Genomic DNA, 24,135 nt, shown 5'->3' with positions numbered 1-24,135 from the left:
GGCGTGGGACCGTCCCGCCCCAGGCCGCAGCCATAGCGCAGGAAAAGAGCATTAACCAACGGTCATGTTCACCAGAATCCGGCGCTTGGCCGAAAGGCCATGCGCAGCGAGGCGCGCAGCCAGACCAGCAGGTCCAGCCCAAAGCCCGCAGCCAGCATCGCCTTGCCCTTCACCCCCGGCCGTCCGCCCCGGCGCAGCCGCTTGACCAGGAAATCGAAGGGGACATAGCCATGCGGGGCGCGCGGCAGTTCGGTCTTCAGCACCCGGCCCAGCCACTGGGGATCGTCGGCGGCCCGCATCAGCAGGGCATGGGCCCGCTCCTCGGTCGGAGCGTTGCGCCGGATATGGGCGAACAGCGCGGCGTTGACGGCGCTGCCGATCACGATGCGGGTCTGGTGGCGGATCAGCGGGCCGAGGCCGCGGATCGATTCATAGACGTGAAAGACCGCCGGATCGCCGTCGATGCGGTCCAGATCCTGGGGGCCGGACAGCAGGTCGGTCAGCGCCATGGCCCGGATGAAGCCGTCCTCGACCGGCAGGCCCGCCGGCAGGGCGATGCGGCGGGCGGGGGCTGCGCGCATCATGAACAGCTGCCCGCAGATCGACTTGCGCCAGTCGGACAGCCCGTCGCCGCCCGCCGCGATCAGCCGCGCCATGGCGCCCGCGGGACGGTCGAAATGGATCACGTCCTTGACCGGGCGCGAGGTGACGACGCGCAGGCCGGGGCGCTCGTCCAGCATCGCCAGCATCCGCGCCAGCGTGTCGGGCTGCGGCAGATGCACGTCGCCGTCCAGAAAGCCCAGAACCTCGGCCTCGGGGCGCGACAGGTCGTGGATGAAGCGGTGCGCGGTGCGCGACTTGCCGGGCTGGGGCAGATCCAGCACCTGGAACCGGGACCGGACCGCCGGATCGGACAGCGCGTCCACCGCCGCGCGGGCGCGGGCCACGGTGTCGTCGGTGCAGCCATTGGCCAGAACCAGGATCCGAAGGTCGGCGGCCGGATCGCGAATCAGATCCTGCCGGGCCAGATCGCCGATCAGGGCGCCGATCAGGGCAGCCTCGTCATGGGCGAAGATGCCGATATCCAAAGCCGTCATGCCCAACCCGCGATTATTTTATCGAATGGCGTTAAACATGACCTTAACGGTGACTGTCGGCAAGCCGCCGAACCTGCTAAGGTCCGCGACAGGTATTTACGAGTTCGAGAAGGCTGCCGGTCATGTCGCTGTTTTCCCAAGACGCCACCCTGCCCCAAAGCCGGCAATCCAGCGGGTCGATCCATTGGGGGCTTGTCTGGCTGGCGATCGCCACCATCGGCGCCGGGATGTTCTTCTATCCCGGCCTCGACGCGCTGCTGGTCGCCTGGCAACTGCCCGAATACAGCCATGGCCCGCTGATCCCGGCGCTGTCGGCGCTGCTGTTCCTGCGCCAGCTCAAGGACGTTCCCGCCCGGCCCGGCGCGCTGCCCGACCGCTGGCCCGGCGTGGCCGTGGTGATGCTGGCGCTGACCGTGGGCATGCTGGGCCGGATGGCCAACATCTCGGACATCGTGGCCTATGCCACCATCATCTGGGTGGGCGGCATCCTGCTGATCTCGTTCGGCTGGGAACGCGGCAAGCACATGTGGCCGCCGGTGCTGCACCTGGTCTACATGCTGCCGCTGCCCGGCGTGCTGTATTACAAGCTGTCCACCTGGCTGCAATTCGTGTCGTCCGAACTGGGCGTGTGGTTCCTGAAGCTGCTGGCCGTCCCGGTGTTCCTGGAAGGCAACGTCATCGACCTGGGCGTGACCAAGCTGCACGTGGCCGAGGCCTGTTCGGGGCTGCGCTATCTGTTCCCGATCCTGTCCTTTTCGTACATCTTCGCGGTGCTGTATCGCGGGCCGACCTGGCACAAGGCGATCCTTTTGCTGTCGGCCGCGCCGATCACCGTGGTGATGAATTCGGTCCGCATCGCCATTGCCGGATACATCGTCAACCGCTGGGGCCTGGAATGGGTCGAGGGGTTCACCCACTTCTTCGAAGGCTGGGTGATCTTCGTCGCCTGCGTGGCGCTGCTGTTCCTGCTGGCCTGGATCATGCTGTTCTTCCACCCGCAGAAACCGGGCCTCATCAATGCCCTGGATCTGGAAACCGACGGACTGGTCCGGCAGGTGGGCCGGCTGCGGCTGGTTCAGCCCTCGGCGGCGCTGATCGCCGCGGCCACGATGGTGACGGTCGCGGCCCTGGCCTGGCAGGCGCTGCCCGAACGCAGCCCCGGAAACATCGCGCGGCAGGATTTCAGCACCTTCCCCCGCAATCTGAGCCAATGGCAACAGGTCGGCCCGGCCGAGGTTCTGGGCGAAAGCATCGCCAAGACGCTGGGGGCCGACGATTACCACCAGGTCAACCTGCGGCGCGACGGGGTCGCGGCGCCGGTCGGCCTGTTCATGGCCTGGTATGCCGATCAAAGCCAGGGCGGCGTGCATTCGCCGGAAATATGCCTGCCCGGAAACGGCTGGGAAATCGCCAGGCTGGAACGCATCAACATCGCCTCCCGGCTGGGCAGCGACACCCCCTTCCAGATCAACCGGGCGATCATCCAGAAGGGCGAAACCCGGATGATGGTCTTTTACTGGTTCGAACAGAAGGGCCGGAAGGTCGCCTGGGACATCGCCGCGAAATTCTATCTGATGACCGACGGCATCACCACCGGGCGCACCGACGGCGGGCTGGTGCGGCTGACCACGCCGATATCGCGCGACGAATCGAACGACGCCGCCGAAGCGCGCCTGCTGGACGTCCTGAAAGAGGTGATGGTCCCGCTGCCCCGCTTCATGCCGTCCGACGAATCGTGATCCGCGGCCTCAGGAACCGCTGAGCGACCGCGCCCACAGATCTCTCGTTTCGGGGAACCGTTCGGCGCAAGAGGCATAGATCGGCCGCAGCATCCCCACGGCCCGCACGCGCAGGCCTTCGGGAATTCCGGCGCCGGGTTCCGTGGTGTTGAAGCGGCAAGAGCCGAACTGTCTGGAATTTTCACAAGAGCGGTAGTGGACTTGCGTAATGAAGGGCGCCATGAACAACCGAAATCAGCGAACACTCCTGCAGGAAAAGCTTTTCATGTCTTCTTCCCCGATCCCGGTCTGGCTTTTGACGGAAAAGGGCGTGGCCTTTGCCGACATTCCCACCTATCCGAAAGGACGGATGGTCGATTTCTGTATTATCGGCAGTGCGAAATGCGGAACGACCTCGCTTGATGAGGATTTGTCCCATCACCCCAGGGTTTTCTGCTGCCGACCCAAAGAACCCCATTATTTTTCCTCGGAAATCTTGCTGAAGCGAGGTGAAGAATGGTACACTGGCCTTTATGCAGAAGCTGGCGTCGACCAGATCTGCGGCGAGGCTTCCACCAGCTATACCAGATGGCCGCTTGTCGCAGGTACGGCCGAACGCATGTTCCGTGCGAATCCGAGGATGAAATTAATCTATATTGTTCGGAATCCGGTGGACCGGGTGCAATCCGAATTGCTTCAAACTGTGAAGTATCTCAAGAATGTGGTTGGTGTGGATCTGCGTCACCTGCCACTTGATGACGTGTTTGAAAAAATGGAAAATCCAGCATCGCCCTATTATTCCGCCATCGCCGAGACAAGCAAATACGAAAATCAAATTGTTGAATTTGAACGTTTTTTCCCGAAAAATCAGATTTTGATCCTGACTCAGGGTGAGTTTCGAAAAAAACCCGAAGAAACCATGCGCCGTGTGCAGAATTTTCTTGGCATAGGACCCAATCCCCGCCCATTGGAAACTGTTCCCCGCAACGTAACCTCAGATTTCTTCAAGAAAACTGCCCACGAACAGACTGCTGACAGGTTGCGTGACCATCCTCTTTATCCACTAGCCCATAAAATCTTGCCCCGTTCTTTGAAAAGCAAGATTCTTTCTAATCTTGCACGACCTGCAGACCCGGCGACTCGCCACCTGAGCAAAGATCTGCGCCGGCAACTAGAGGCTGAATTTGAGTCTTACAATAAAATTTTCGAACGGCGGATAGGCCTGCCATGGGCAGAATGGTAATGCATTCCTGCGGTAAAAAGCCTTTAAGATCCTAGCCGTTAAAGAAGTTGGGAGTCATTTTTCTTCAACCCTTGGCCTTTTGAAAATCCTGCGTGCAGTCCGCCCTGCTGGAACGGCGCTTTGGCGCCCAGATCCCCGAGCTTACCCGGCTGACGGGGCTGGATCTGTCGGAATGGGGGCTGGATCCGGCCGGGGATCGCCTGCCGCAGCCAGAGGCTGCGGGCGCAGGGCAGCGTCCGGTCCTTCGCTGAACAGCCGCGCCAGCCGCGCCGCTTCGGTTTGCAGGGCGAAATCCCGCGACACGGCTGCGCGCCCCGCCCGGCCCATCCGCCGGCGCAATTCCGGATCCGCGGCCAGGCGTGCGATCGCGTCCGCCAGGGCCGCGGCGTCGCCCGGCGCCACGATCGCCCCGCTTTTGCCGTCGTCCACCAGTTCGGGAATTCCGGCGATCCGGGTGGCGACGACCGGCAGGCCGCTGGCCATCGCCTCCATCAGCACCACCGGCACGCCTTCGGCGAAACTGGCCAGCACGAAGAGGTCGCTTTCGGCCAGATGCGCCGCCACCTCGTCCTGGGACCGGTATCCGGTAAAACGCACCGCGCCGCCCAGCGGGGCCGCCGCCGCCTGAAGCGTGGCGCGGTCGGGACCGTCGCCGATCACGGTCAGATGCAGATCCGCCCCCCGGGCCAGGGCCTTCCCGACGGCATCCAGCAGAACCCGCACGCCTTTGACCGGCGCCAGACGGCCCACGAAGACTAGCCGGACCGGGCCTTGCGGCCCCCGCAGATCACCATCGCCGGCATCGGCATAGCGGGCCGGATCGACGGCGCAATGGACGATGCGCAGTTTCGGCCAGTCCGCGGGATCGGCATGGATCATCGCCTGGCTGCGGGCGAAATGGCTGATGCAGGCCACGAAATCGGCCGCCGCGATCTTGCGGTCCAGCCGGGCAGAGCCTGCCTCGACCAGATCGGCGGGACCGTGCAGGGTAAAGCTGAACGGAATGTCCAGGAAAACCGCGGCCAGCAGGGATACCGAGGCACTGGCCCCGGCGAAATGGTTATGCAGCCGCGCGATGCCGCGCCCGTCCAGATGGGCTGCCAGCAGGGCGGCCTCGGCGGCATAGAACAGGTGATAGGCCAGCCCGCGCAAACCGGGCGGCCGAATGGACCAGGCCCGGCGCATCATCCGTGCCAGCGACCGGGGCCGACCAAGGACCAGTGCGGCCGTCCGGGCCAGATGGCGCGGGGACCGGGCCGAAGGCTGGACATAGAAGCTGGTCGCGGCGGCGTCGCGTTCGTCAGGACCGCGCTGATGTTCAGGACCGGAAGCGCGCACCGAACAGGTGTCGATAGAAAACCCCATGGCGCGCAGGGCCAGGATCTCTCGCAGGATGAAGGTGTGCGAAACGGCGGGATACTGGCCGGTCAGATAGGCGATGCGCGGACGCACCTGGGGGTCGGGCATGGGTCCGCCATCATGGAAAACGCAGATCCGGCGCACCTTGCCGGGAAGGCGCGGCCGAGTAAAGCCGTCCGCGGGCCGGTCCCGCAAGGGAAAGCGGCCCGGACGGCTGAATTGATAAAGATCGGGTTAATTGTTCAAGGATCTGTTTTGCATGGCGTTTCGCGCCAAGATAGATCGCCCCGCCCTGCTTTCCCCAAGACTTTTCCCGTTCCCGGATCCGATCATGGCCCCGGCCGCGTTATCGCTGTTGATTCGGCGGCGCTTTTCTTTGGGGGTTTCATGGTTATCAGGGCTTTGGCTGCGGCGGCAGCCGTGGTGTTCGGGATGGGACAGGCCGTCCAGGCTGCCAGCGTCGGATATGACTTGCGGTATGAAAGCAGCGTATTCGAGGATGTCTTTCTGTATGATGAAGAAATCGATGAAAGCTTCTTCGCTGAAGAATTGGATATTCTGGATGTTCCGGGATACGTGTCGACGCTTTTCCCCAATGCCGTCAAAGGGGACATTTTCCGCTTGCAGGCGGAAATCGGCGAAGACGAAGACGGATACAAGGCATCCGATTGTTCCATAGGATCTTTCGATTGCACGACTTATTCTCGGGAACGTCTTGTCAGCCTTGATCCGCTGACGATCGTCGCAGATGCTTTCGGGATATGGTCGGATGGATCCCAAGTGACGCTTACCAGTTGGGGCAGGTGGGATGGGGACGGATTTGATCTTTCGACCGGCGATCGGTGGGGCCGTGCCGGAGCGATTACCACAACCTTCACCATCGTCGAACTGGCCCCCGTCCCCCTGCCCGCCTCTGCGGCCCTTCTGCCCCTGGGTCTCGGCGCCCTTGCCATGATGCGCAGGCGCCGAAAGCCGGTCTAGGCAGGCTCGACCGCCCCGCGCGACGCCGCCGGGGGCCGCACGTTGCCCAGCAGGTCGTCATGGGCGACCAGCCCGGTCGCCGATCCGATGGCCTTCGCGCCCGGTGCGGGGCGCCACAGCGACCAGGGATCGGCGGGGGTCGCGAAGGACGTGTCCATGACCAGCTTGTCGCCCAGGCTGCTGGCGGCGTGGTTTTTCCAGCGATAGCCCAGATAGCGCGGTACCAGGCCCAGCCGGGCGCTGTTCAGCGGCCCGTCGCCGACGAAGCCCCCGGTGAAGTTCGGGCGGTGGACCACGATATTCGCCACCTGCGCCATGCCGTCCGCATAGACGCCGGGCCGGATGTCGACCGGCGTCCAGGCCGTTGCGCCCTGGCCGTTGCGGGCCTGTTGCGTGTCGTCCATCTCATTGACGATGGTTACGTTATAGACCCGCACGGGTTCGGTCAGCGCCGCCGCAGCGAAGTCCACAGGCTGCCCGTCGGCCAGGGTGATGCTGCTGTCCGCCGTGCCCGCACCGGTTCCCACGTTCGGGCGGTGCACGATGCCGTTGCGGACGGTCACGGCGGTTCCCGAAATCCCGATGGCATTCTGGGTGCGGGCCGAGCCCATGAAAAGGAACTTGTCGATGACGGTGTTGCTGGCGGCATGACCCTCGCCGATCGCGGCGCCATTCCCATAGCCTTGCGATCCCCCTTCACCCATGATGCGGCTGAAGAAGGCGCGGCTCTTGGGGTCGTTGCGGTGGTCGCGGATGATGTTCTGATCGACCGGAACCCCTGCCGACGCGCCCCATCCGTTGCGCGAGAACCCGTCCAGGGCATCCACATAGTGATAGCCTTGCGCGTGCATCCGCAAGGTGCCGTGACGGTTGCCCCGGTCCGTGACCGACTTGCCGTTCGCGCCTTGAAGGGCATTGGCCGCCTGATGCAGCCGGCACCCCAGGACGCCGACATAGCCGGTCAGGGGATCGCTGGGCGAAACGGGTTTTTCACCCACCACATACAGGCCGTAATCTTCCCAGTTGGTCGCTTGGCAGTTCGAAAAAATCGCGGTCAATCCCGACCAGCTGCCGTTCGAGAAGGCGGTATAGCACCCCGTCGCCGTGCAGTCGTGGACCGTGCCGAACCCGCCTTCGATGGACACCGCCCCTGGATTGGTGGTCGCGGCATAGGCCGGGTCGCGCGCTTCGGTCGTGCTGTCCCAAGGCCCGACAAAGGCCAGTCGGGAAACCGAGGCGCCCGAGACCGGCAGGCTGCCCCAGATTTGAAAGGCGAAGGAACCGCTGGAAATCTTGACGGTGGCCCGGCCCGTCCCGAAACTGGACACATACAGGTTGTGATAGGCGTTCCCGACATAGTTGTTGGCGGTCATTTCGAACTGGTCCCCGCCCCGGAACAGCAGGCGGCAGGGCTGGCCCAGGGATTTCAGGGCCTTCAGCCGCGCGATGGCGGCGGGCCAGGTCGTCGTGCGGTTCGCCACGTCATGCGCGGGGGCGCCGGCATAGTTTCCACTGGACGCGCAGACAACCGTGGTCGCGGCGGTAAAGACCGCTTCGGGATCCTGCACGGTGAACGACAGGGTGGCCGACGCGACCTTGCCGCTGGATTTTTCCGTCGCGATGCAGGTGACGGCATAGGTTCCGGGTTTGGTGAACACATGCGCGGGGAAGGGGCCGTATCCGGTGTTCGCATCGCGCCATTCGGACAGCATGTTCTGGGGGGCGGTGTGGGTCGCCCCGGCGTCGCCGAAATTCCAGACATAGGCGATGTCGTGCATGGTCGGATCATAGACCGACCCGTCCGTGGGCTTCTGGGCATCGAACCCGCTGACCTCGGCAAAGAACGCGACGCCCTCCGGCGCGATCTGCTGATCGCCGCGACGCGCCGAAAGGGTCAGGGTGGCCTTGCCCGTATCGACCGGAGGCGGCGGCGTTTCGGTTTGTCCGCCGGGGATGGTATCAGGATCGGGAACAGGAACAATATCGGGGTCGGGGTCGGGGGACGGCAGCTTGTCCATCCCGAAGGCGTCGATGCTGAGACTGCGCGACACCCGGCCCTGGGTCACGATCATCCTGACCGGCTGGCCCATCAGTGCCGGGGACGAGAATTTCACATGGATCATTGTCTTTTTCCCTAGAACGCGACGATCAGCCCGGCGATCTGGCCGGTACCCGAAACGCGGCTGGCCGAAAGCCCGGCACGACCGTCCTGACCGACATCGCCAAGCGCGGCCGAAACGAACTTGCCGGTCTGGATATCCTCGTCGTAAAGTTCGCTGCCTCCGGTCCAGTCGAAGGCGGTGCCGTTGTTGTTGGCGACAAGCGCCAAGGCCTTGCCTCCGGCACGCCCGGCCTGGATTGTCATGCCGACCGATCCCCCGTTGGCGATGGCGCCGGTGGCGCTGTCGGCCAGCGTCAGGGTTTCGCCTCGGAACAGCGCGACATGCTGCGCGGTGGTGTTGACCGAGGTCAGCAGTTCGACATCGCCGATCGTTCCGGCGGGAACGCGCGCCAGATAGGCGCCGATGCAGATGATGCCCGATCCGCCCGACAGGGTCTGGGTCAGCCTGGTGGCGGTGATCCCGGCCACCTTGACAGAGGCGATCGTGGCCCCTGCCGATCCGATCGCGGCCGCAAGCACGACGATGTCGCGCGTGGCGGCCGGCGCGCCCAGATCCAATCCGGCAAAGATCCGCGCGGCCGTGGTGCCCACCGCCTTGGCGCGCTGCGTCGCCGTCAGCAAGGCCCCGGACGGCGCCGGAACCGAGGGCTGCGGAACGGAAGGCTGCGGCATGGCCAGCGGCGTCGACACCGCCCGGCCGGTGCCATGCGCATCCTGCGCGGTTTCGGCCACGCTGATTGCCGTGCCCTGATCCGTGGAGGTCGGCACATAATCCTTGCCGGTCGCCCCGGCGATCGCCGTGCCGTCGCGCAGCCACTGCCAGGCCAGGACCGGCGCGGCCAATGTTCCGTCATGGCCCCACAGCCCCGGCTTGACCGTCAGCACCTGCCCGATTTCGGCCAATCCGACGATGGCCGGCGGCACCAGGCTGACGGGACCATCGGCCAGAACCGCGGGGTCGATGCCATAGCTGCCCCGATAGGGAAGACTGTCGATGGTGATCTCCAGGGGCACGGGACCGGCCTTGACCAGGATGCCGCCGGTTTCGGTTTCCGAAATCGCCGGATAGGCCGAAGGCGAGGCCTGGCGCCCCAACCGTTCGACCCCGAGGATCTGCGCGGGCAGAAAGAAGGCCTTGCCCATCACACCGCCTCGTGGACGATCACCGCATCGACGCGGCCTTCCTTGCGATAGCGGACCTGGGTGCCCGCGCCGATCAGAACCCCCTGCCCCTGTTCCAGCGAAAACCCGTCCTTGGGATCGGGATTGGCCGTGGTGGTCAGAAAGACGCTGCCCCAACGCGCCTGCCAGATTTCGTCGGTGGCCAGAGCCACCGGGTCCGACCAAGTGTTCGTGACATTCTTGATAAGCGACATGGCGGCAACCTCCTGATGCTCGGGTGAACACGGAAGTTCAGTCATTGGCCCTAACGAGAGGTGAATCGACCGTCCTGCGCAACTGCCGATCGCGCAACGACGGCGGCCGTTTCGCTAGAGCCGCAGGCCCGTCAGCGCCTCGACACGGTCCAGATCCGCGCGGAACAGGGCCGCGGCCTCGGCCTGATGGGTCAAGGCGATGCTGGCCGGAGCGCGGGCGACCCGATGCGACAGATAGCGTTCCAGCGGCCTGGGCAGGTTGCGTTGCAGCGTTCCCGCCAGTCCCGGCAATGCCTTGCGCAGCCGGTGCACGGCCTGACCCACCGGGGTCAGCCGATAGGCCGGATGCTTGTCCTCCTCGGCCGCGGACAGGCGCAGATCGGGCTGCGCGGCCCCCAGGAAATCGCAGACCCGCCGCACCGTCAGGCCGGGATCGGCGGTCAGGTCGCGGAAATCCAGGAACAGAAAGCGGTCGCGCGGAAAAACGGCAAGATAGCGTTCGATCTGATCGCCATAGCGGCTGATCAGTCCCAGCATCGGCTGGTCGCGCAGGCAGTCCAGCATCGACACCGGACCCTTGGGAGGGGGCTGCATCCGCATCGAATGGCGATAGGCCGAGGCCGCACGGCCGACCGGGTCGCGCAGCACATAGATGAACCGCGCATCCGGCGCCCATTCGGCGATGCGCTGCGGCACGGGATCCAGCAGCCCCGGCGCGTCGGGATCGTCCAGGGCATGGGCCGGCCGCAGAAAGCTGTAGGTGGTCGAGGCATCCAGCCGCACCGGCGCGTCGGGACGGGCAAAGCAGCCGCGATAGAAATCCTCGCCCTTGCCGAACTGGCGGGTGAAGAACTGCGGTTCCTTGGGATCCGAGACGCAGATGTCGGGGCTTTGCTCCAGCAGCGAAGCCAGCCAGGTGGTGCCCGATTTCTGGGCGCCGATCAGAAAGGCATTGGCGCTGAAACGGGCTGGGTCGGCCATGCTATCCCTGCTGTCCCTCTTGTGGCCGGCTTGTCTTAGCCGATTGCCCAGGGATTTCAAGCGGACCCGCCGCGGGATCGCGAATCGTCCTTAACCGGTCCGAACGGTTCGTCTTGACCATGGCCCGGCCAGCACCGACAGTGCCGCAAACCGCCGTGGAACGTTTCCGATGTCCTTGTCCCCAGCCCTTTCCGACGACCCGTCGCAAAGCCCCGGCGCGCAGCGGGTCAGAATCATCCGCGACCTGCTGGGCGGGCCGACAGGCAGCCTTCTGGATATCGGCAGCGGCCGGGTCGCGCCGGATTACCCGTATCTGGACATGGCCGACCGGATCACCTGCATCGACTGGAATCCCCGCATCATCCCCCCCACCCCGGACAGGATCGAGATTCGCAGCGGCGACTTTCTGGACATGGACATACCGGCAGAGAGCTATGACGCGGCGATCTGCGCCGATGTCTTCGAACATGTGCCGCTGGAACGCGAGGCCGCCTTTGCCGCGGCCTGCATCCGGGCGCTGCGGCCCGGCGGGCTGCTGATCGTCAGCGTCCCCCATGCCGGTCGCCATGCCTGGCTGGACCCGTTCGAAGTCAAGCCCGCGCTGCACCGGATGCTGTTCCGCCTGGGCCTTTACCGGCGCACCCACAATGGCTTTTGCGACATCCGCAAGGGACACAAGCATTACACCGCCGACGAAATCCGCACGGCCTTCGCGCCCCTAGAGCCTGTCGCCACGCGCCTTTGGGGGTATGTTTGCGACCCCCTGCTGAGCTGGAGCGAGGGGTTGGGCCGCAAGACGGGCGTGGCGCCCTTTCGCAACCATCTGGCGCGGGGTTGCGCGGCCGAACTGGGCCGGGATTACGGGCCGGCCTCGTTCAACCTGGCCATGGCCCTGCGCAAGAAAGGCCGGAACACGTGAGCGAAATGGCCCAGGCGCCGGACCGGGCGGCCCTTCTGGCAGACCATCCGGTGCATCGCATCGCCCCGGTGGGCGATCCCTATGTGCTGGGCCGCTGGCATCACGACCGCGCCACGATGAAAGGCTATGCCTTCGAGGCGAGGGTTTTCCTGAAAAGCCTGATCCGGCGCAACGACACGCAGCGGTTCCTGATGCTGGGCCGCCCGCGTTCGGGCACCACGCTGCTGCACCGGCTGCTGAACCAGGTTCCCGGCATCCATTGCGATGGCGAGGTTCTGCACCATGCCGTTCTGAGCCCGCGCGGTTTCCTGAACCGGCTGGCCGGGATCAAGTCCAGCCGCGCCTGGGGCTGCAAGCTGCTGTCCTATCAGATGCTCGAAGTGCAGCGCATTCCCGACCATCGCGCCTTTCTGGACGGGCTGCTGGCCGACGGGTTCCGGCTGATCCATATCCGGCGGCGGACCTATGACCAGTCGCTGTCCCTGTCCTGCGCGCAGGTCATCGACCAGTACCACATCCGCGAAGGCGGCAACGGTGCCGCGCTGATCCGCCACCTGTCCCTGGATCCGGACCGATTCGTCGATCAGCTTCGCTGGAACCTGGCCATGCTGGATTACGAACGGCTGCTGCTGGCGGATCTGCCGCATCTGCGCGTCGATTACGACCCTGATCTGAATGGCCCTGCCAACCACCAGGCCACCGTGGACCGGATCTGCGACGATCTGGGCCTGGCCTCCGGTCCGGTCGCGGCGGATCTGGCGCCCACCGGGGAAAAGCGCCGGATCGACAATCTTGACGCGCTGCACGCCGCCATCCGCAAGGCGGGGCTGGGCTTTGTTCTGGACGATCCCGCGGCATGACCGGTCCCGTCTTCCACATCGGCTATGTCAAGACCGCCACCACCTTTCTGCAGCGCCAGGTCTTCGGTCGCGCCGACCTGGGCATGGCCTTGGGCGGCGGGCCGCGCAGCCGGGGCCATGTCGTGTCCGGACTGGTGCTGGCCGACGACTATATCTTCGACCCCGCCGCCCTGGCCGCCCGGTTCGCCGCGCTCGAGGCGCCGCAGAGGGCCGAAGGGCTTTTGCCGGTCTGGTCCGAAGAGGTACTGCTGGGCGATCCCCTGGCCGGGCGCTATGACGGGCCGGCCAATCTGCGCAGGCTGCACGCCGCCTTTCCGCAGGCCCGGATTCTTATCACCATCCGCGAACAGCGCGCCATGGCCCTGTCGATGCTGCGCGAATACGCCAAGCAGGGCGGCACCGCATCCCCCCGCGACTTCATCGGCACCGGACAAGAGGATCCGGCCTTCAGTCCCCTGCTGCGCCCCGATTTTCTGCGGTTCGAACGCGCGGTCGGCTTTTGCCGCGAGGCGTTCGGGCCGGACCGGGTTCTGGTTCTTCCGCAGGAAATGCTGCGTGCCGATCCTCGGGATTATTTCGACCGGCTGGGGCGGTTCCTGGACCTGCCGCTGGGCCCGCCGGCCTCGGGGCGACCTGGCGGCGACAATGTCGGCCGGGGACTCGCCGCGGCCGCCTTTAACCGAAGACTGAACCGGCTGGTGCGGCGCAGCCCCTTGCACCGCGATCCGGGGATCGCCTGGCGCACCAAGGACCGCGTGGTCCGCCTGTTCGACCGGGCGATGCCGCGGATGCTGGACGCGCGGATCGAGGCGCGGCTGAAGGCCATGATCGCCGCGCGCTATCGCACCGAATTCTCGGCGGGCAACCGTGCCCTGGCCGGAATGACCGGGCTGGATCTGCACGGCTATGGATACGACCTTGGCTGAAACGTCCCGCCGACCCGGTCTTCTGATCGTGCAGACCGGCGATTTCGGGGCCGCCTGGGCACGCATGACGGACGGGGCGCCCGAAACCTATCGCGACCAATACGCGTCATTGCGGTTCGTGGCCGGGCTGGCGCGGGATTTCGAGGTCACGACGCTGGCGATCTGCGCACGGCCCCACGAGGAGCTGATGGCCCCCGGTTTGCGGTCGATAGGAGTTTCGCGTGCGAAACTAAACCGGCCTCGGATCGCGTCGCTGTTCGACGGGCTGACCCCCGCCCGGCTGATCCTGCGATCCCCCTTTGGACCGTTTCTGGCCGAGGCGCGCCGCCGCCACATCCCGACGCTGCCCTGTTTCGCCGACATCTTTTCCGGCGACGGGCTGCGGGGTCGGCTGCGCGCCTGGCGGCTGGCACGGCTGCTGACGGGACCGCATGTCGCGGGCGTCGCCAATCACAGCCTGAACGCCTCGCGTTCGACCGTGACGGTCCTGGGCCTTCCGCCCGACCGGATCATTCCCTGGGATTGGAGCCGGATCCGCCCGGACGGCGGGATCAAGTCTGGCATGGCCGATCCCGCACGGCCGCATTGCTTCTATGCCGGGACGCTCAGCGAGGCCAAGGGCCTTGGCGACTGTCTCGAGGCCTTGGTGATCCTGCACGGCCAGGGCCTGCGGGCGCGGCTGTCGGTGGCGGGCGGCGGCGATCCCCGCCCCTGGGCCGCGCGCGCCGCCGCCCTGGGTCTGGGCGACTGCGTGGACCTGTTGGGGGTTGTGCCCAATGCTGTCGTGCGCGCCAGCATGACCGCCTGCGATCTGGTGATCGTGCCGTCGCGTCCCGATTATCCCGAGGGGCTTCCGAACACGATCTACGAAGGGCTGGCCTCCCGTTCGCCGCTGATCCTGTCCGATCATCCGGCCTTTCGCGGCCGGATCCGGGACGGGACGGGCGGGCTGGTCTTCAAGGCCGGCGATCCGGCGTCCCTTGCCGCGGCGATCCGACGGCTTTGCCGTGATCCCGTCCTTTACGGGCAGCTTTCGGCAGGCGCCGAAGATGCCCTCGAGGCGCTGCATGTCGGCCTGGAATGGCCTGACCTGGTCAGGCATTTCCTGGACGATCCGCAGGATCGAACGGGTTGGGTGAAACGCAATTCGCTGGCCGGTCTGGGACTGGCCTGACACCCGGCAGCCTTAATTCCCCCTTGTCCGGACCCATCCCAGAAACGCCCGGTCGGCGCTGCGCAGCCTGGGCCGGCCGGTCGCGGCCCACCAGCCGCGCCACTGGGCGGCAAGCGCATGGACATCGGCCCCCGGTACCATACTTCGGGCCTGATCCAGCGTTTCGGGGCGCAGATGCGGACCGTCGCCCGGCTGGGTCGGCACGGCACGCGGGGTGACACGCAGGATATCGCCCGGTTGTTCGGCCAGGTCGTAATCGGGCAATCGGTTCTCGCGGATCATCTCGCGCAGCATGGCGCGAAAGACGCGGACGGGACTGGTCGATCCGGTCTTCTTGGCCAGGGTGGCGACCGATATGGTCCATTCGACCTGCCGCCCGCAATGCTTGCGCGCCAATTCGTAAATTCGCCGCTCGAGCGGTTTTCGCATGCGAAAATAGTCTCGGTTCAGCGTCAGGACGGACCGTGACAGGACGGCGTTGAACAGCCATTCCGACAGGGTGATGGTGACCGCAACCATCCGGCCCGCGCGGGTCTTTCGCACGATGTCCCAGCTTTCGATCAGTCCGAAACCCGAAGTGACCTCGTGATCCCCGGTCACGATGTTGGTGGTGATGCGGGTGCCTGCCAGACGTTCGAAGGCATCGCGCAGCCGCTGATAGCCGTCGCCCGAGGTTTCCCGGTTGGTGGCCTGCAACAGGTCGCGCGCCGTCAGGGTCAGCTTGCGCGACACCGCACGGCCCACGTTCAGCGCGGCCATCAGCTGGCTGATGCAGAAGATCAGGATGTCGGCATCAAAGATCGTCGCCCGGCCCTTGACGCTGGGCGTCACGGTCAGCGTGGCGCCATTGTGATCGTAACGAACCACCCGCCGGTCGGGGCGGGTGGATAGCGAAAAGATCGGATGCTCCATCGAGGCCAAGTCATGCTTGGGCACCGCCGCGAAGAAATCACAGACAAAGAAGTCCTGCACCACAGGCGCCCCGATTGCCGTTTCCGCCGATGCCGAAACCATCCGCAGCCCTTTCTGTCCCACCCCCTGGCCGAATGTCCGGTCCTGGGTTTTGTCCCATTTCGGTGGTCTCGCAGGATTCTGCGGACCTTGACGCCGTTCGTCGTTTCAATGACGCCCACCCTACTTATCCACAGGACAAGCGTCCAGAAGGCCGAGCGTCAAAGAAAGCGATTGTTCGGGGGATCGGAATCGCCCCAGCGTGGGTTCAGAGTCGGAAGAACGTGGGATCAAATTCACCCGCAGCCATGACGGCTCATGACATATCCTTTGATATCAAGGTAATGCCTGGAAAAAAATCCGTCCTCCTCGGGCGTAACTATATAATAACAGGATTCTAACCAGAAGGGCTTGCGGAATAGCCACAGCCGCAGCGGCCTCGAGACGGAAACTGCCAAGAAAAACGCAGTGGTGTTGCGAAAAATATCGCATGTATCGTTTTTTTGAGTATGATGCCAAAAAGTCGGCATATGAGGTTAAAATTCGATGAGCAGCCTGAACAGCCCGCCCTATTTCAACCTGTCTCCCGACCGTGCCCTGTCCATGCTGGAAGATCCGACGGGAACCGAAGGCCTGGCGCGAATCGCCGCGAACTATCGCCGGGGGCGCCAGGATTTGGTCGGTCGGGGGCTTGAAGAAAACGGGGGCCGCAGGCTCCGATTGTTCTCGACCTGGGAAATCACCCGCTATCTGATCCCGGTGGCCCCCCAGCATTTCCGCCGCGTGCTGCGCCAGAACCCCAGCCTGCCGCAAGGCCGGTCGGAATCCGAGGCCGGGGCCAAGTGGTTCACCCTGGACGAAGTGCAGCGCCTGCGCGCCCATTTCGGGGCCGAAGGATCGAAGTCCAAGGAATACCTGCCCTATCGTCCCAAGGGCTTGCCCGCCAAGATCGTGGCGGTGGCGAACTTCAAGGGCGGGGTCGGCAAGACCTCGACCTGCGCGCATCTGGCCATGTCGGCGGCCTTGGACGGCTACAAGGTGCTGATGATCGACCTGGACAGCCAGGGATCGCTGTCGTCGATCTTCGGCGCCCAAGTCGAGGACGAATGGCAGACGGTCTTTCCGCTGCTGGCACGCCACTATGCCGAAACGCTGCGCCTGGACAATCAGCGCCGCATCGACCGGGGCGATCCGCCGGTAGCGCTCGACGACAGCCTGGCCGATGCCCTGAAGATCACGGCGGGCGACCTCATCCGGCCGACCCATTGGCCGAATATCGACCTGATCGGGGCGCAGCTGAACCTGTACTGGGCGGAATTCCAGATCCCGGTCTGGCGCATGGCCTCGCGCGGGTGGAAGCTGTGGGACGCGCTGACCGAGACGCTGGCAGCGGACGGGATCCTGGACCGCTATGACCTGATCTTCCTGGATACGCCGCCGGCGCTTGGCTATCTGACCATCAACGGGCTGGCGGCGGCCGACATCCTGCTGGTGCCCTTTGGCGCCTCGTTCCTAGAGTTTGATTCCACGGGACGGTTCTTCGACATGTTGCATTCGACATTCGCCAGCATCGAGGACAGCGAGAACATCGCCGCCCGCGCTTTGGGGCGCGACGAGCTGCATTTCGAATGGGACGCGGTGCGCGCGGTGATGACCCGCTATGACGCAGGCCAGCAGGCCGAACTGGCCGGGCTGATCCAGTCCTATCTGGGCTCAACCCTGTCGCCGCACCGGCAGGATTTCACCGCCCTGATCGGCCAGGCGGGCGAACAGGTCCACGGCATCTACGAAGCCGATTACCGCGATTTCAACCGGGAAACCTATGCGCGCGGCCGGGAAACCTTTGACCGCACCTATGCCGCCTTCAAATCGCTGCTGCTGGGCATCTGGCGGCGCGAGGAACTGGGAGGGCGGCAAGATGTTTCGCGTGCGAAATAACAAGGAGAGAGGACAATGGCCAAGCGCAAGCGATTGACCGCCTTCGGCACGATCGGCGGCGAGGGGACGACTGCTGCCCCGTCGCACCTTCCCCCGGTGGCGCGCATTGCCGCCGAGGCCGCCACCCAGGCGGCCCTGGACGATCTGGCGGCCGAACTGCGCCAAGCCCGAGACAGCGGCCGGATGGTCCTGGATCTGCCGCTGGATACCGTCGAGGCCACGCATCTGCAACGCGATCGCATGCACATGGACCCCGAGGACATGGCGTCGCTGAAAGCCAGCATCCGCAACCGGAACCAGCAGATGCCGATCGAGGTCGTGGCCCTTCCGGACGGACGCTATGGCCTGGTGTCCGGCGCGCGACGCCTGGCGGCCCTGACGGCGCTGAGGGATGAAACAGGGGACGATCGCTTTGCCACGGTCAAGGCGTTGCTGCGGCCGTTCGAGGCCGCCCCCGAGGCCTATCTAGCCATGGTCGAGGAAAACGAGATTCGCGCCGACCTGTCGTTCTATGAACGCGGCCGACTGGCCCATGAGGCCGCGCGTCTGGGCGTCTTCGACAGTCCGGCCGCTGCGGTGAAGGTGCTGTTCCAACATGCGCCCGCACCAAAGCGATCAAAGATCCTGTCCTTCGTGGCCTTGCACGACGCCTTGGGCGATGTCCTGCTTTTTCCTGAAGCGATCCCGGAAAAGCTGGGGCTGGCCTTGGTCAAGGCCATGCAGGCCGACCGGACCCTGACCGGCCGGCTGCAGGATCGTCTGACAACGGCGCGACCCGCTCGGGCCCATGATGAACGGTCCATCCTAGAGGCAGCGCTGCGCCCCGAACCTGAATCGAAGGCCCCGATGGCACAGGACGATGCTTGGGAAGACATCGGGACAGGGGTACGAATGACGGCCCGGCCAGGACGGGCCGTCCTGTCAGGCAAGGGCGTGACTGAAGATTTTCTGAACGCTCTGTCCCACTGGCTGCAATCGCGATAACGGTTTCGCACGCGAAAGTTTCGCGTGCGAAACGGCCATCAGATCGGATCGTCGGTGATTTGCGGCATGGGAGCCTGGAAACCGGTCCACAGGGATTTGAGCGCGGCGTCCTGGGTGTAATCCATGAAATCGGCGTCGCCAGTGCTGCTGGTACGGACCTGCCCGCTGCCCTTTCCCGCATCGCTGACCAACAGGACGACCTCGTCCCGAGTATAGTCGATGCGGATCAACGCATCGCGGTTCTGGCCCAGCCCGGTCACCGAGATGTCGTCAAACGATCCGATTATCTGGTCCGCGTCCAGCAGGGTCCAGCTTCCCCCGGCCTTCGGATTCAGCGAGGACAGATCCACCTCCAGATCCCCATCCAGCCGGATGCCCGAAGTGACCTTGGTGTCGCCGAAGGCCCCGGAATGGAACTCTGAGATTTTGCCCAGACCCGTCTTGTCCGCCACAAAGGACAGGGTCGCCCCGTCATGAAGCCGAAGGATCGCGGTCTTGCCATCCGCGCCGTCGAAACCGACCTTGGCCTGCGTGCCCGTCACCGTCAGGCTGTTGTCTTGGGTCAGGTCGAAACGGCCGCCCGACGCTGCCAGCAGAAGTTGCGCCGTCTGCGACACCAAGATGTCGGTTTCACCTGCGAAAGCGCCCGCATTGACAAGGCGCCCCCCTGTCATGGCGATGTCCAGCCGATCGCTGTCGCGATAGCCGTCGATCCAGACTTGCCCCGAGCCATCGATGTCCAGCACCGAACCGCGCGGCCCCGCGGCCATTTCCCCCGTGATCGCCAGCTTTCCGGAATTGACCGACAACCGTCCGGCATCGCCGAAATCGAAGTGATCGACGGCAAGGGTCTGGCCGCCGAACTGGACATGATTGCCGCCCAGATCGACGCTGTCACCGTTCTGCGTGCCCGGCAGGTCGCCGGTCGACCAGTTCAGGCGGTTGTCCCAGCGGATCCCGTCGGCCAGATTGTTGGGAATGAAGCGCAGGGTTTCGGCATCGTCGCGCAGGGTCGTGTCCATCCCGAAGCCCGCGCGGAAGAAACTGTTGATGACATCCGCGTCGACCTGGCCGTCCAGCTTTCCGGTTGCCTGCGCGCGCAGATAGCCGGCCAGATCGGCAATGGTGGCAGTGGGCTTTCCCAGAAGCTCGGCAGCGAATTTCTGGATGGTGGTTTCGTTCAGGATGGACTTGTCAAGCTGGCCGATGACATCATTGGCCGGGATGTTCCGTTCAAGATGCCGCGCGCCGATCCAGTTGTAGATGGCCGTATCGTTAAAGAAGGGCGCGAACTTTTCCTTCAGCGCCGGCTGGCCCACATATTTCTGGGTCAATTCGCGGGGGTTGTTCGGATCGGCCAGATGGGCGATGATGTTGTCGATCATCGTGGTCAGCCGGCCGCTGTTGTCGGCGCCCATGCTCAGCGCCCCGCGCGGCCCTTCGGTCACCTCGCGATGGGCGCCCGAGGTGATGACATTGCCCGACAGAAGGGTATAGTTGCCGGCGCCGTATGTCTTCATGTCGTCGCCGCCCAGGAAGTTGACGCCGGCATTGTTGTCAAGGAACAGGTTGTTCTCGACCACGCCGCCCGAACGGACCTGTGCGCCGAACGAGGCGCTGCGCATCACGATGTTGTCGCGCAGCGTCAAATCGGTGTTGTCATAGCTGAGATACAGGCCCTGGCTGTACATGCTGGGCGGCTGTCCGCCCGACAGCGACAGGTTCGCCTTGTAATTGTCCGCCCAGCCGGTGTGATCGACGAAATTGTTCTCGACCAGCAGGCCTTCGTTGTCGTTGGCGTAAAATCCGCTGGTGCGGTTGACATGCGGCTGCCAGAAGTCCTTGGTCTCGGATTCGGTGCGGAAGACGTCGATGATGTCGGAATTGCGCAGGGTAAAGCCGTCCACCCCCTTTGCCGTCAGCGTTTCGCGGCGGATGCTGACCTCCTCGACCAGATAGTTGCTGCCCTGCATGATTTTCAGGCCGCCGGTGAAGGTCAGGTCGCGAATGACGATGTTGGCGTTGTCGGGACTGTTGTAGATCTGGCTCTGGGTGATGACCGGTTTCTCGCCCTCGCCATAGGACGTGATCAGGATCGGATTCAGGGCGCTTTCACCCTGGGTGCCCCGCTGGACAAGGAATTTCACATCGTCATAGGTGTATCCCTTTTCCAGCATCAGCCAATGCGAAGCGGGGGCCGCCTTGGCCTTGCTGCCGGTGATGGCTGCCCACAACGCCATGCCGGCCGTCTCGTCCAGGGCCATGTCCGCGCTGCTGCCGTATTCGCCGTTCGCCGCCAGCCACTTGCCGTCGATGGCCGAAGGCTTGACCCCCTCGATCCGGGCGATGTCGCTCAGCGACAGGGCGTCCTGGCCGCCCGAAACATAGACCTTGCGATGGTTTTCGCCGTATTCGACGATGCTGCGCCCGTCGACGTCGGTTTCCAGCGTGTAATGATCGCCCGTCCCCCAGCCCGCCTTCTGCTGACCGGCCACGACCTTGACCTTGGCGGTCAGATCGTCGCTCTGGCCATTGGCATAGGTGACCTCATAGCGAAAGGAGAGCGTGCCCTGCGTATCGGTGCCCGACAGCACCAAGGCCAGGCTGTTGTCGGGATTGACCGACACATGGCCCCAGTCGGCGCCATCCAGAATCCGCACCGACGCGATGGTCCCGCGGTCGTCGTCGGGCAGCAGCGTCGCCACCCGTCCGGCCATCACGGTGGCCGCCTGCTGCGAATCCAGGGCTATGGGGGCGGCGGTCGGCAGATCGCCCGCCTCCGCCACGGGCTGCCGCCCCTTGCCGGAACCGACCGAGGCCGCAGCGTCGTCCAGCGGGGGCGCGGGCTCGGGGTCTTGCGCGGTTCCACCGGTCGTCCGGCTGTCCGCAAAGACCATGGCGTCCATCGATTCATCGTCCGGCATCGTTTCGTCCGAGGACGAGAAGCCGGTCCGGTCGTCCTCATCCTGCGCCGCCGGCTCCACGAACCAGGACGAATCCATGCCGACCGTGGCCTGAGAGGTCGTGGTCTGGGAGGCCGTGGCCTGAGAGATCGAGGGCGCCGGAGTGACGATCCGCGATGCTTCCTGGGCCTCCAGATCCTGGGCGCGAGAGGTGGAGGTCGTGGGACCGATCAGTCCAGGCAGGGCAACAAGCAGATCACGCAACAGCATTCCATGGATTCCTTTGGCAGCAGATGTCGGGGAAATCGAACTAATCAGTACAGTTCATGGGTGGCTTGCGGTGTTTAGAAAGCTTTCACACGCAGAGGTAGAGAAAAAATAAGGGTCGGCGAATTCCTGCCCTTGCCCCTGGGTCATCACCCGCTTCGGGAACCCTTGCCTTGTTCCGAAAAGCCCTGATGACAAGGGGAATCCCGCCTTGGCCGGAACAGGCCCGGCAAGGATCATCGCAGCGCCGAAAATCGGCGGACAAGCCGGTATCGCGCGGAACCTTCTTTTCATGGTTCATGAGCCGGACAGCCTTGGCGACGGATTTCGCCGACCGGAAAACAATGGTCCAGCAAGGCCTTGTGGGACATGTGCGTTCTTGGCGCGTTTCCGGGCAGACCAGAAACGGCCTTGGCGTCCGGTCGGCGGCATGTCCTGGCCAGAGCCATGCCGCCGTCTTGCCGGTTGTCCGCCCCTCGGGCCGGAAGGCCTGAAGGAGGAGCCACCGGCCAGGACGGAAATCCCATAGGACGGTTTCAGCCGATCAACAACCAAAGGTTGATCGTTGATCCGGGTCACAACTTTGCAAGCGGGGTCTTTGCGTCAGTCCCGGCGGCGGGACTGACGCCACAGCAGGATCGCCCCCGCCAGGACCGCCCCGCCGATCAGCATGTGGCGCGACGTGATTCCGAACCGCGCCTGCGCGCTGCGCCGATAGCGGGGATCAAAGAGGCGGCTGTCGGCCAGAACGCTGCCAAGCCAGGTTTCCCGGCGCAGGGGCAGGGGGCGCAGGCCGCGTCCCCCGTCCCGGCACAGGCGGTCCAGACCTGCGGCCAGGCGGCCTTGGCGGGCGATCTCCTGTGATACCTCGGCCCTGTCGAGGCCCAGGTGCTCGGCCAGCAGGCCGTCGCGGACATCGCGGATCAGGGCGCGCGTCTCCTCGTCCCGCGCCGCGATGGCCACGTCGCATTCGGTATCGAAGCCCATGGACCGGCGGTCGATGTTGCTGGATCCGATGCGCAGCATCATGTCGTCCACGATCATGATCTTGGCATGGACATAGATCGGCTGGCCGCCTTCGGTCACGGGAAACAGGATGCGGAACCGGCCATGGGGATCGTTGGCGCGCAGCTGGCGGACCATGCGGCTGCGGGTGACGTGCATCGCCTGGTCCTCGATGTGGTTCTGCGCGGCGAAGGGATTGACGACCACGATGTCGGGTCCGTCCGGTTCGGCCAGGCGCCGCCCGATGGCGCGGGTGATGCTGTCGGCGCAGAAATACTGCGATTCGATATAGATGCAGTCGCGGGCGGCGGCGATGGCGTCCAGATACAGATCCTCGATCTCGTGGACGCCCGGCCGGTCGGCCTCGGGCGGTGCGGTGCGGGCGATGGCCACGGGGACATCGCGAAAGACCGGGTCGATGCTGGGGGGCCAGATGTCGGCGCCGGGCTTGAAGGTTTCGTCCACCTCGGCGTCATGGGCGCGGGTCCAGCGGGCGCGGGCCAGTTCCGACAGCGCCGCCGCCGCCGGTCCCGACATCACGGTGGATGCGTCGTGCCAGGGTTCGGCGCAATCGCCGTTCTTGAGGCAGCGCAGCGGGTTGTCGTCCAGATGGCCGCGGTCGTCCCAGCGGCCGTCGGTCATGTCGATGCCGCCGCAGAAGGCCAGGCTGTCGTCGATGGCCACGATCTTCTGGTGATGGCAGGCGCCCAGCGGGTGGCGCCCGTCGAAGGCCAGGTGGATCTGGTCGGGCGACATCAGCTTGACGGCAAGCGCGGGCAGGATGCCGCCCGGCGCGATCAGCGCGCCCCCGCTCCATTTCAGCAGATAGATGTCCAGGCCCGGACAGCGGTCCACGATGGCGTCCAGGAAAGGGCCGACCTTGTTGGGAAAGCCGTCGGGGGCCAGCCCGTCCGCGTCGCTTTCGCCGGGCAGCATCTCGATCTGGAAATCGAAATCCCAGCCGACCATCATGACCATCCGCCGCGCCTTCAGCAGCACCTCGCGCAGGGCCTGGAAATAGGCCCGGCCATCGACGATCACCGACATCCGGTCCGCCGTCTCGACGCGCCAGCAGTTCCGGCCTGGCTTGAATTCGAACATGGGCACCTTTCCCGCTGAATCGCACAGGCCCGATCATGGCCCGCGACAGGAAAGGCGCAAGCGGAACAAATCGTTGCATCCCCGTTGTCCGGCCCGAAAAAGGCCGGCTCACGCGGCGATTGCATGGACGGCGCGATTTCACGCATATGGATTGTCGTCCCGGCCTTCTTTATGGAGGGTTCCAAAAGGGGGCCGGCCGATCCTCTCCATCCCATGCAGCGAGACAAGTC

General features: G+C 64.9%; 18 protein-coding genes. 9 read left to right on the top strand and 9 right to left on the bottom strand.

Going from position 1 to position 24,135, the window contains the following annotated elements; translation table 11 throughout:
- Positions 1–68 precede the first annotated feature (68 nt).
- Positions 69–1,097, bottom strand: a complete 1,029-nt coding sequence (locus CHB77_RS15660) for a glycosyltransferase (RefSeq protein ID WP_089389122.1) — start codon at positions 1,095–1,097, stop codon at positions 69–71.
- A 122-nt stretch (positions 1,098–1,219) separates the two neighbouring features.
- Here CHB77_RS15660 and xrtD point away from each other — a divergent pair, with 122 nt between their 5' ends.
- Positions 1,220–2,836 carry a VPLPA-CTERM-specific exosortase XrtD gene (gene xrtD / locus CHB77_RS15655; RefSeq protein WP_089389121.1) on the top strand — a complete coding sequence of 539 codons (1,617 nt, stop codon included), beginning with the start codon at positions 1,220–1,222 and terminating at the stop codon, positions 2,834–2,836.
- A gap of 208 nt (positions 2,837–3,044) precedes the next feature.
- Entirely contained in the window at positions 3,045–4,058 is a 1,014-nt protein-coding gene (locus tag CHB77_RS15650; RefSeq protein WP_089389120.1) for a sulfotransferase family protein, read from the top strand.
- A 141-nt stretch (positions 4,059–4,199) separates the two neighbouring features.
- Here the strand turns inward: CHB77_RS15650 and CHB77_RS15645 are convergent, their stop codons facing one another.
- The gene (locus CHB77_RS15645; protein WP_089389119.1) at positions 4,200–5,525 is read right to left on the bottom strand and encodes a glycosyltransferase; all 1,326 of its coding nucleotides are present in this window, start codon (positions 5,523–5,525) and stop codon (positions 4,200–4,202) included.
- A 12-nt stretch (positions 5,526–5,537) separates the two neighbouring features.
- Between CHB77_RS15645 and CHB77_RS15640 the strand changes: the two genes are divergently transcribed.
- Positions 5,538–6,398 (top strand): VPLPA-CTERM sorting domain-containing protein, encoded by an 861-nt coding sequence (locus tag CHB77_RS15640; protein ID WP_089389118.1) that lies wholly within the window; start codon positions 5,538–5,540, stop codon positions 6,396–6,398.
- Here CHB77_RS15640 and CHB77_RS15635 read toward each other — a convergent pair.
- The 4 genes from CHB77_RS15635 to CHB77_RS15620 all read right to left on the bottom strand — a co-directional run bounded on the left by CHB77_RS15635 (position 6,395) and on the right by CHB77_RS15620 (position 10,877).
- A complete protein-coding gene (locus CHB77_RS15635) occupies positions 6,395–8,521 on the bottom strand; it encodes a PKD domain-containing protein (RefSeq protein ID WP_089389117.1) in 2,127 nt (708 codons plus the stop codon). The genes CHB77_RS15640 and CHB77_RS15635 overlap by 4 nt on opposite strands.
- A gap of 11 nt (positions 8,522–8,532) precedes the next feature.
- Complete coding sequence (locus CHB77_RS15630) at positions 8,533–9,663, bottom strand: hypothetical protein (RefSeq protein WP_089389116.1); 1,131 nt, start codon at positions 9,661–9,663, stop codon at positions 8,533–8,535.
- Positions 9,663–9,896 (bottom strand): hypothetical protein, encoded by a 234-nt coding sequence (locus CHB77_RS15625; protein WP_089389115.1) that lies wholly within the window; start codon positions 9,894–9,896, stop codon positions 9,663–9,665. Before CHB77_RS15625 ends, CHB77_RS15630 begins: the two co-directional genes overlap by 1 nt.
- Positions 9,897–10,010: 114 nt before the next feature.
- Positions 10,011–10,877, bottom strand: coding sequence for a sulfotransferase (locus CHB77_RS15620; RefSeq protein WP_089389114.1), 867 nt, complete (start codon positions 10,875–10,877; stop codon positions 10,011–10,013).
- A gap of 169 nt (positions 10,878–11,046) precedes the next feature.
- Here CHB77_RS15620 and CHB77_RS15615 point away from each other — a divergent pair, with 169 nt between their 5' ends.
- From CHB77_RS15615 to CHB77_RS15600, 4 genes are read left to right on the top strand one after another with little or no spacing between them, the layout of a single operon-like run.
- Complete coding sequence (locus CHB77_RS15615; RefSeq protein ID WP_089389113.1) at positions 11,047–11,796, top strand: class I SAM-dependent methyltransferase; 750 nt, start codon at positions 11,047–11,049, stop codon at positions 11,794–11,796.
- Positions 11,797–11,801: 5 nt separating this feature from the next.
- Positions 11,802–12,656: a sulfotransferase gene (locus tag CHB77_RS15610; RefSeq protein ID WP_141133738.1), complete on the top strand. Its 855-nt coding sequence runs from the start codon at positions 11,802–11,804 to the stop codon at positions 12,654–12,656.
- The gene (locus tag CHB77_RS15605; protein WP_089389111.1) at positions 12,653–13,582 is read left to right on the top strand and encodes a sulfotransferase; all 930 of its coding nucleotides are present in this window, start codon (positions 12,653–12,655) and stop codon (positions 13,580–13,582) included. Before CHB77_RS15610 ends, CHB77_RS15605 begins: the two co-directional genes overlap by 4 nt.
- Complete coding sequence (locus CHB77_RS15600; RefSeq protein WP_176430354.1) at positions 13,575–14,756, top strand: glycosyltransferase family 4 protein; 1,182 nt, start codon at positions 13,575–13,577, stop codon at positions 14,754–14,756. The genes CHB77_RS15605 and CHB77_RS15600 overlap by 8 nt, the downstream gene beginning before the upstream one ends.
- A gap of 12 nt (positions 14,757–14,768) precedes the next feature.
- On the opposite strand, the gene CHB77_RS15595 is transcribed toward CHB77_RS15600, so the two are convergent.
- Positions 14,769–15,770 (bottom strand): replication initiator protein A, encoded by a 1,002-nt coding sequence (locus CHB77_RS15595; protein ID WP_089389109.1) that lies wholly within the window; start codon positions 15,768–15,770, stop codon positions 14,769–14,771.
- 483 nt (positions 15,771–16,253) lie between these two features.
- On the opposite strand from CHB77_RS15595, the gene CHB77_RS15590 reads away from it, so the two are divergent.
- Both CHB77_RS15590 and CHB77_RS15585 read left to right on the top strand, forming a co-directional pair.
- Positions 16,254–17,645, top strand: coding sequence for an AAA family ATPase (locus tag CHB77_RS15590; protein WP_089389108.1), 1,392 nt, complete (start codon positions 16,254–16,256; stop codon positions 17,643–17,645).
- A 15-nt stretch (positions 17,646–17,660) separates the two neighbouring features.
- Positions 17,661–18,629 carry a ParB/RepB/Spo0J family partition protein gene (locus tag CHB77_RS15585; protein WP_089389107.1) on the top strand — a complete coding sequence of 323 codons (969 nt, stop codon included), beginning with the start codon at positions 17,661–17,663 and terminating at the stop codon, positions 18,627–18,629.
- A gap of 38 nt (positions 18,630–18,667) precedes the next feature.
- On the opposite strand, the gene CHB77_RS15580 is transcribed toward CHB77_RS15585, so the two are convergent.
- Together CHB77_RS15580 and CHB77_RS15575 are read right to left on the bottom strand one after the other, a co-directional pair.
- Complete coding sequence (locus CHB77_RS15580) at positions 18,668–21,802, bottom strand: right-handed parallel beta-helix repeat-containing protein (RefSeq protein ID WP_089389106.1); 3,135 nt, start codon at positions 21,800–21,802, stop codon at positions 18,668–18,670.
- Between the two features lie 600 nt (positions 21,803–22,402).
- Entirely contained in the window at positions 22,403–23,905 is a 1,503-nt protein-coding gene (locus CHB77_RS15575; RefSeq protein WP_089389105.1) for a phospholipase D-like domain-containing protein, read from the bottom strand.
- Between the last annotated feature and the right edge of the window lie 230 nt (positions 23,906–24,135).

Origin of the sequence: Paracoccus sediminis (assembly GCF_900188295.1) — a bacterium.
GTDB lineage: Bacteria > Pseudomonadota > Alphaproteobacteria > Rhodobacterales > Rhodobacteraceae > Paracoccus > Paracoccus sediminis.
This window is presented reverse-complemented; position numbering and strand designations above follow the sequence as displayed.

Coding starts and splice junctions, on each gene's coding strand:
- CHB77_RS15585 (WP_089389107.1), top strand. CDS start 17,661: ATGGCCAAGCGCAAGCGATTGACCGCCTTCGGCACGATCGGCGGCGAG.
- CHB77_RS15650 (WP_089389120.1), top strand. CDS start 3,045: ATGAAGGGCGCCATGAACAACCGAAATCAGCGAACACTCCTGCAGGAA.
- CHB77_RS15605 (WP_089389111.1), top strand. CDS start 12,653: ATGACCGGTCCCGTCTTCCACATCGGCTATGTCAAGACCGCCACCACC.
- CHB77_RS15580 (WP_089389106.1), bottom strand. CDS start 21,802: ATGCTGTTGCGTGATCTGCTTGTTGCCCTGCCTGGACTGATCGGTCCC.
- xrtD (WP_089389121.1), top strand. CDS start 1,220: ATGTCGCTGTTTTCCCAAGACGCCACCCTGCCCCAAAGCCGGCAATCC.
- CHB77_RS15595 (WP_089389109.1), bottom strand. CDS start 15,770: ATGGTTTCGGCATCGGCGGAAACGGCAATCGGGGCGCCTGTGGTGCAG.
- CHB77_RS15635 (WP_089389117.1), bottom strand. CDS start 8,521: ATGATCCATGTGAAATTCTCGTCCCCGGCACTGATGGGCCAGCCGGTC.
- CHB77_RS15630 (WP_089389116.1), bottom strand. CDS start 9,663: ATGGGCAAGGCCTTCTTTCTGCCCGCGCAGATCCTCGGGGTCGAACGG.
- CHB77_RS15645 (WP_089389119.1), bottom strand. CDS start 5,525: ATGCCCGACCCCCAGGTGCGTCCGCGCATCGCCTATCTGACCGGCCAG.
- CHB77_RS15625 (WP_089389115.1), bottom strand. CDS start 9,896: ATGTCGCTTATCAAGAATGTCACGAACACTTGGTCGGACCCGGTGGCT.
- CHB77_RS15640 (WP_089389118.1), top strand. CDS start 5,538: ATGGAAAACGCAGATCCGGCGCACCTTGCCGGGAAGGCGCGGCCGAGT.
- CHB77_RS15620 (WP_089389114.1), bottom strand. CDS start 10,877: ATGGCCGACCCAGCCCGTTTCAGCGCCAATGCCTTTCTGATCGGCGCC.
- CHB77_RS15575 (WP_089389105.1), bottom strand. CDS start 23,905: ATGTTCGAATTCAAGCCAGGCCGGAACTGCTGGCGCGTCGAGACGGCG.
- CHB77_RS15590 (WP_089389108.1), top strand. CDS start 16,254: ATGAGCAGCCTGAACAGCCCGCCCTATTTCAACCTGTCTCCCGACCGT.
- CHB77_RS15610 (WP_141133738.1), top strand. CDS start 11,802: ATGGCCCAGGCGCCGGACCGGGCGGCCCTTCTGGCAGACCATCCGGTG.
- CHB77_RS15615 (WP_089389113.1), top strand. CDS start 11,047: ATGTCCTTGTCCCCAGCCCTTTCCGACGACCCGTCGCAAAGCCCCGGC.
- CHB77_RS15660 (WP_089389122.1), bottom strand. CDS start 1,097: ATGACGGCTTTGGATATCGGCATCTTCGCCCATGACGAGGCTGCCCTG.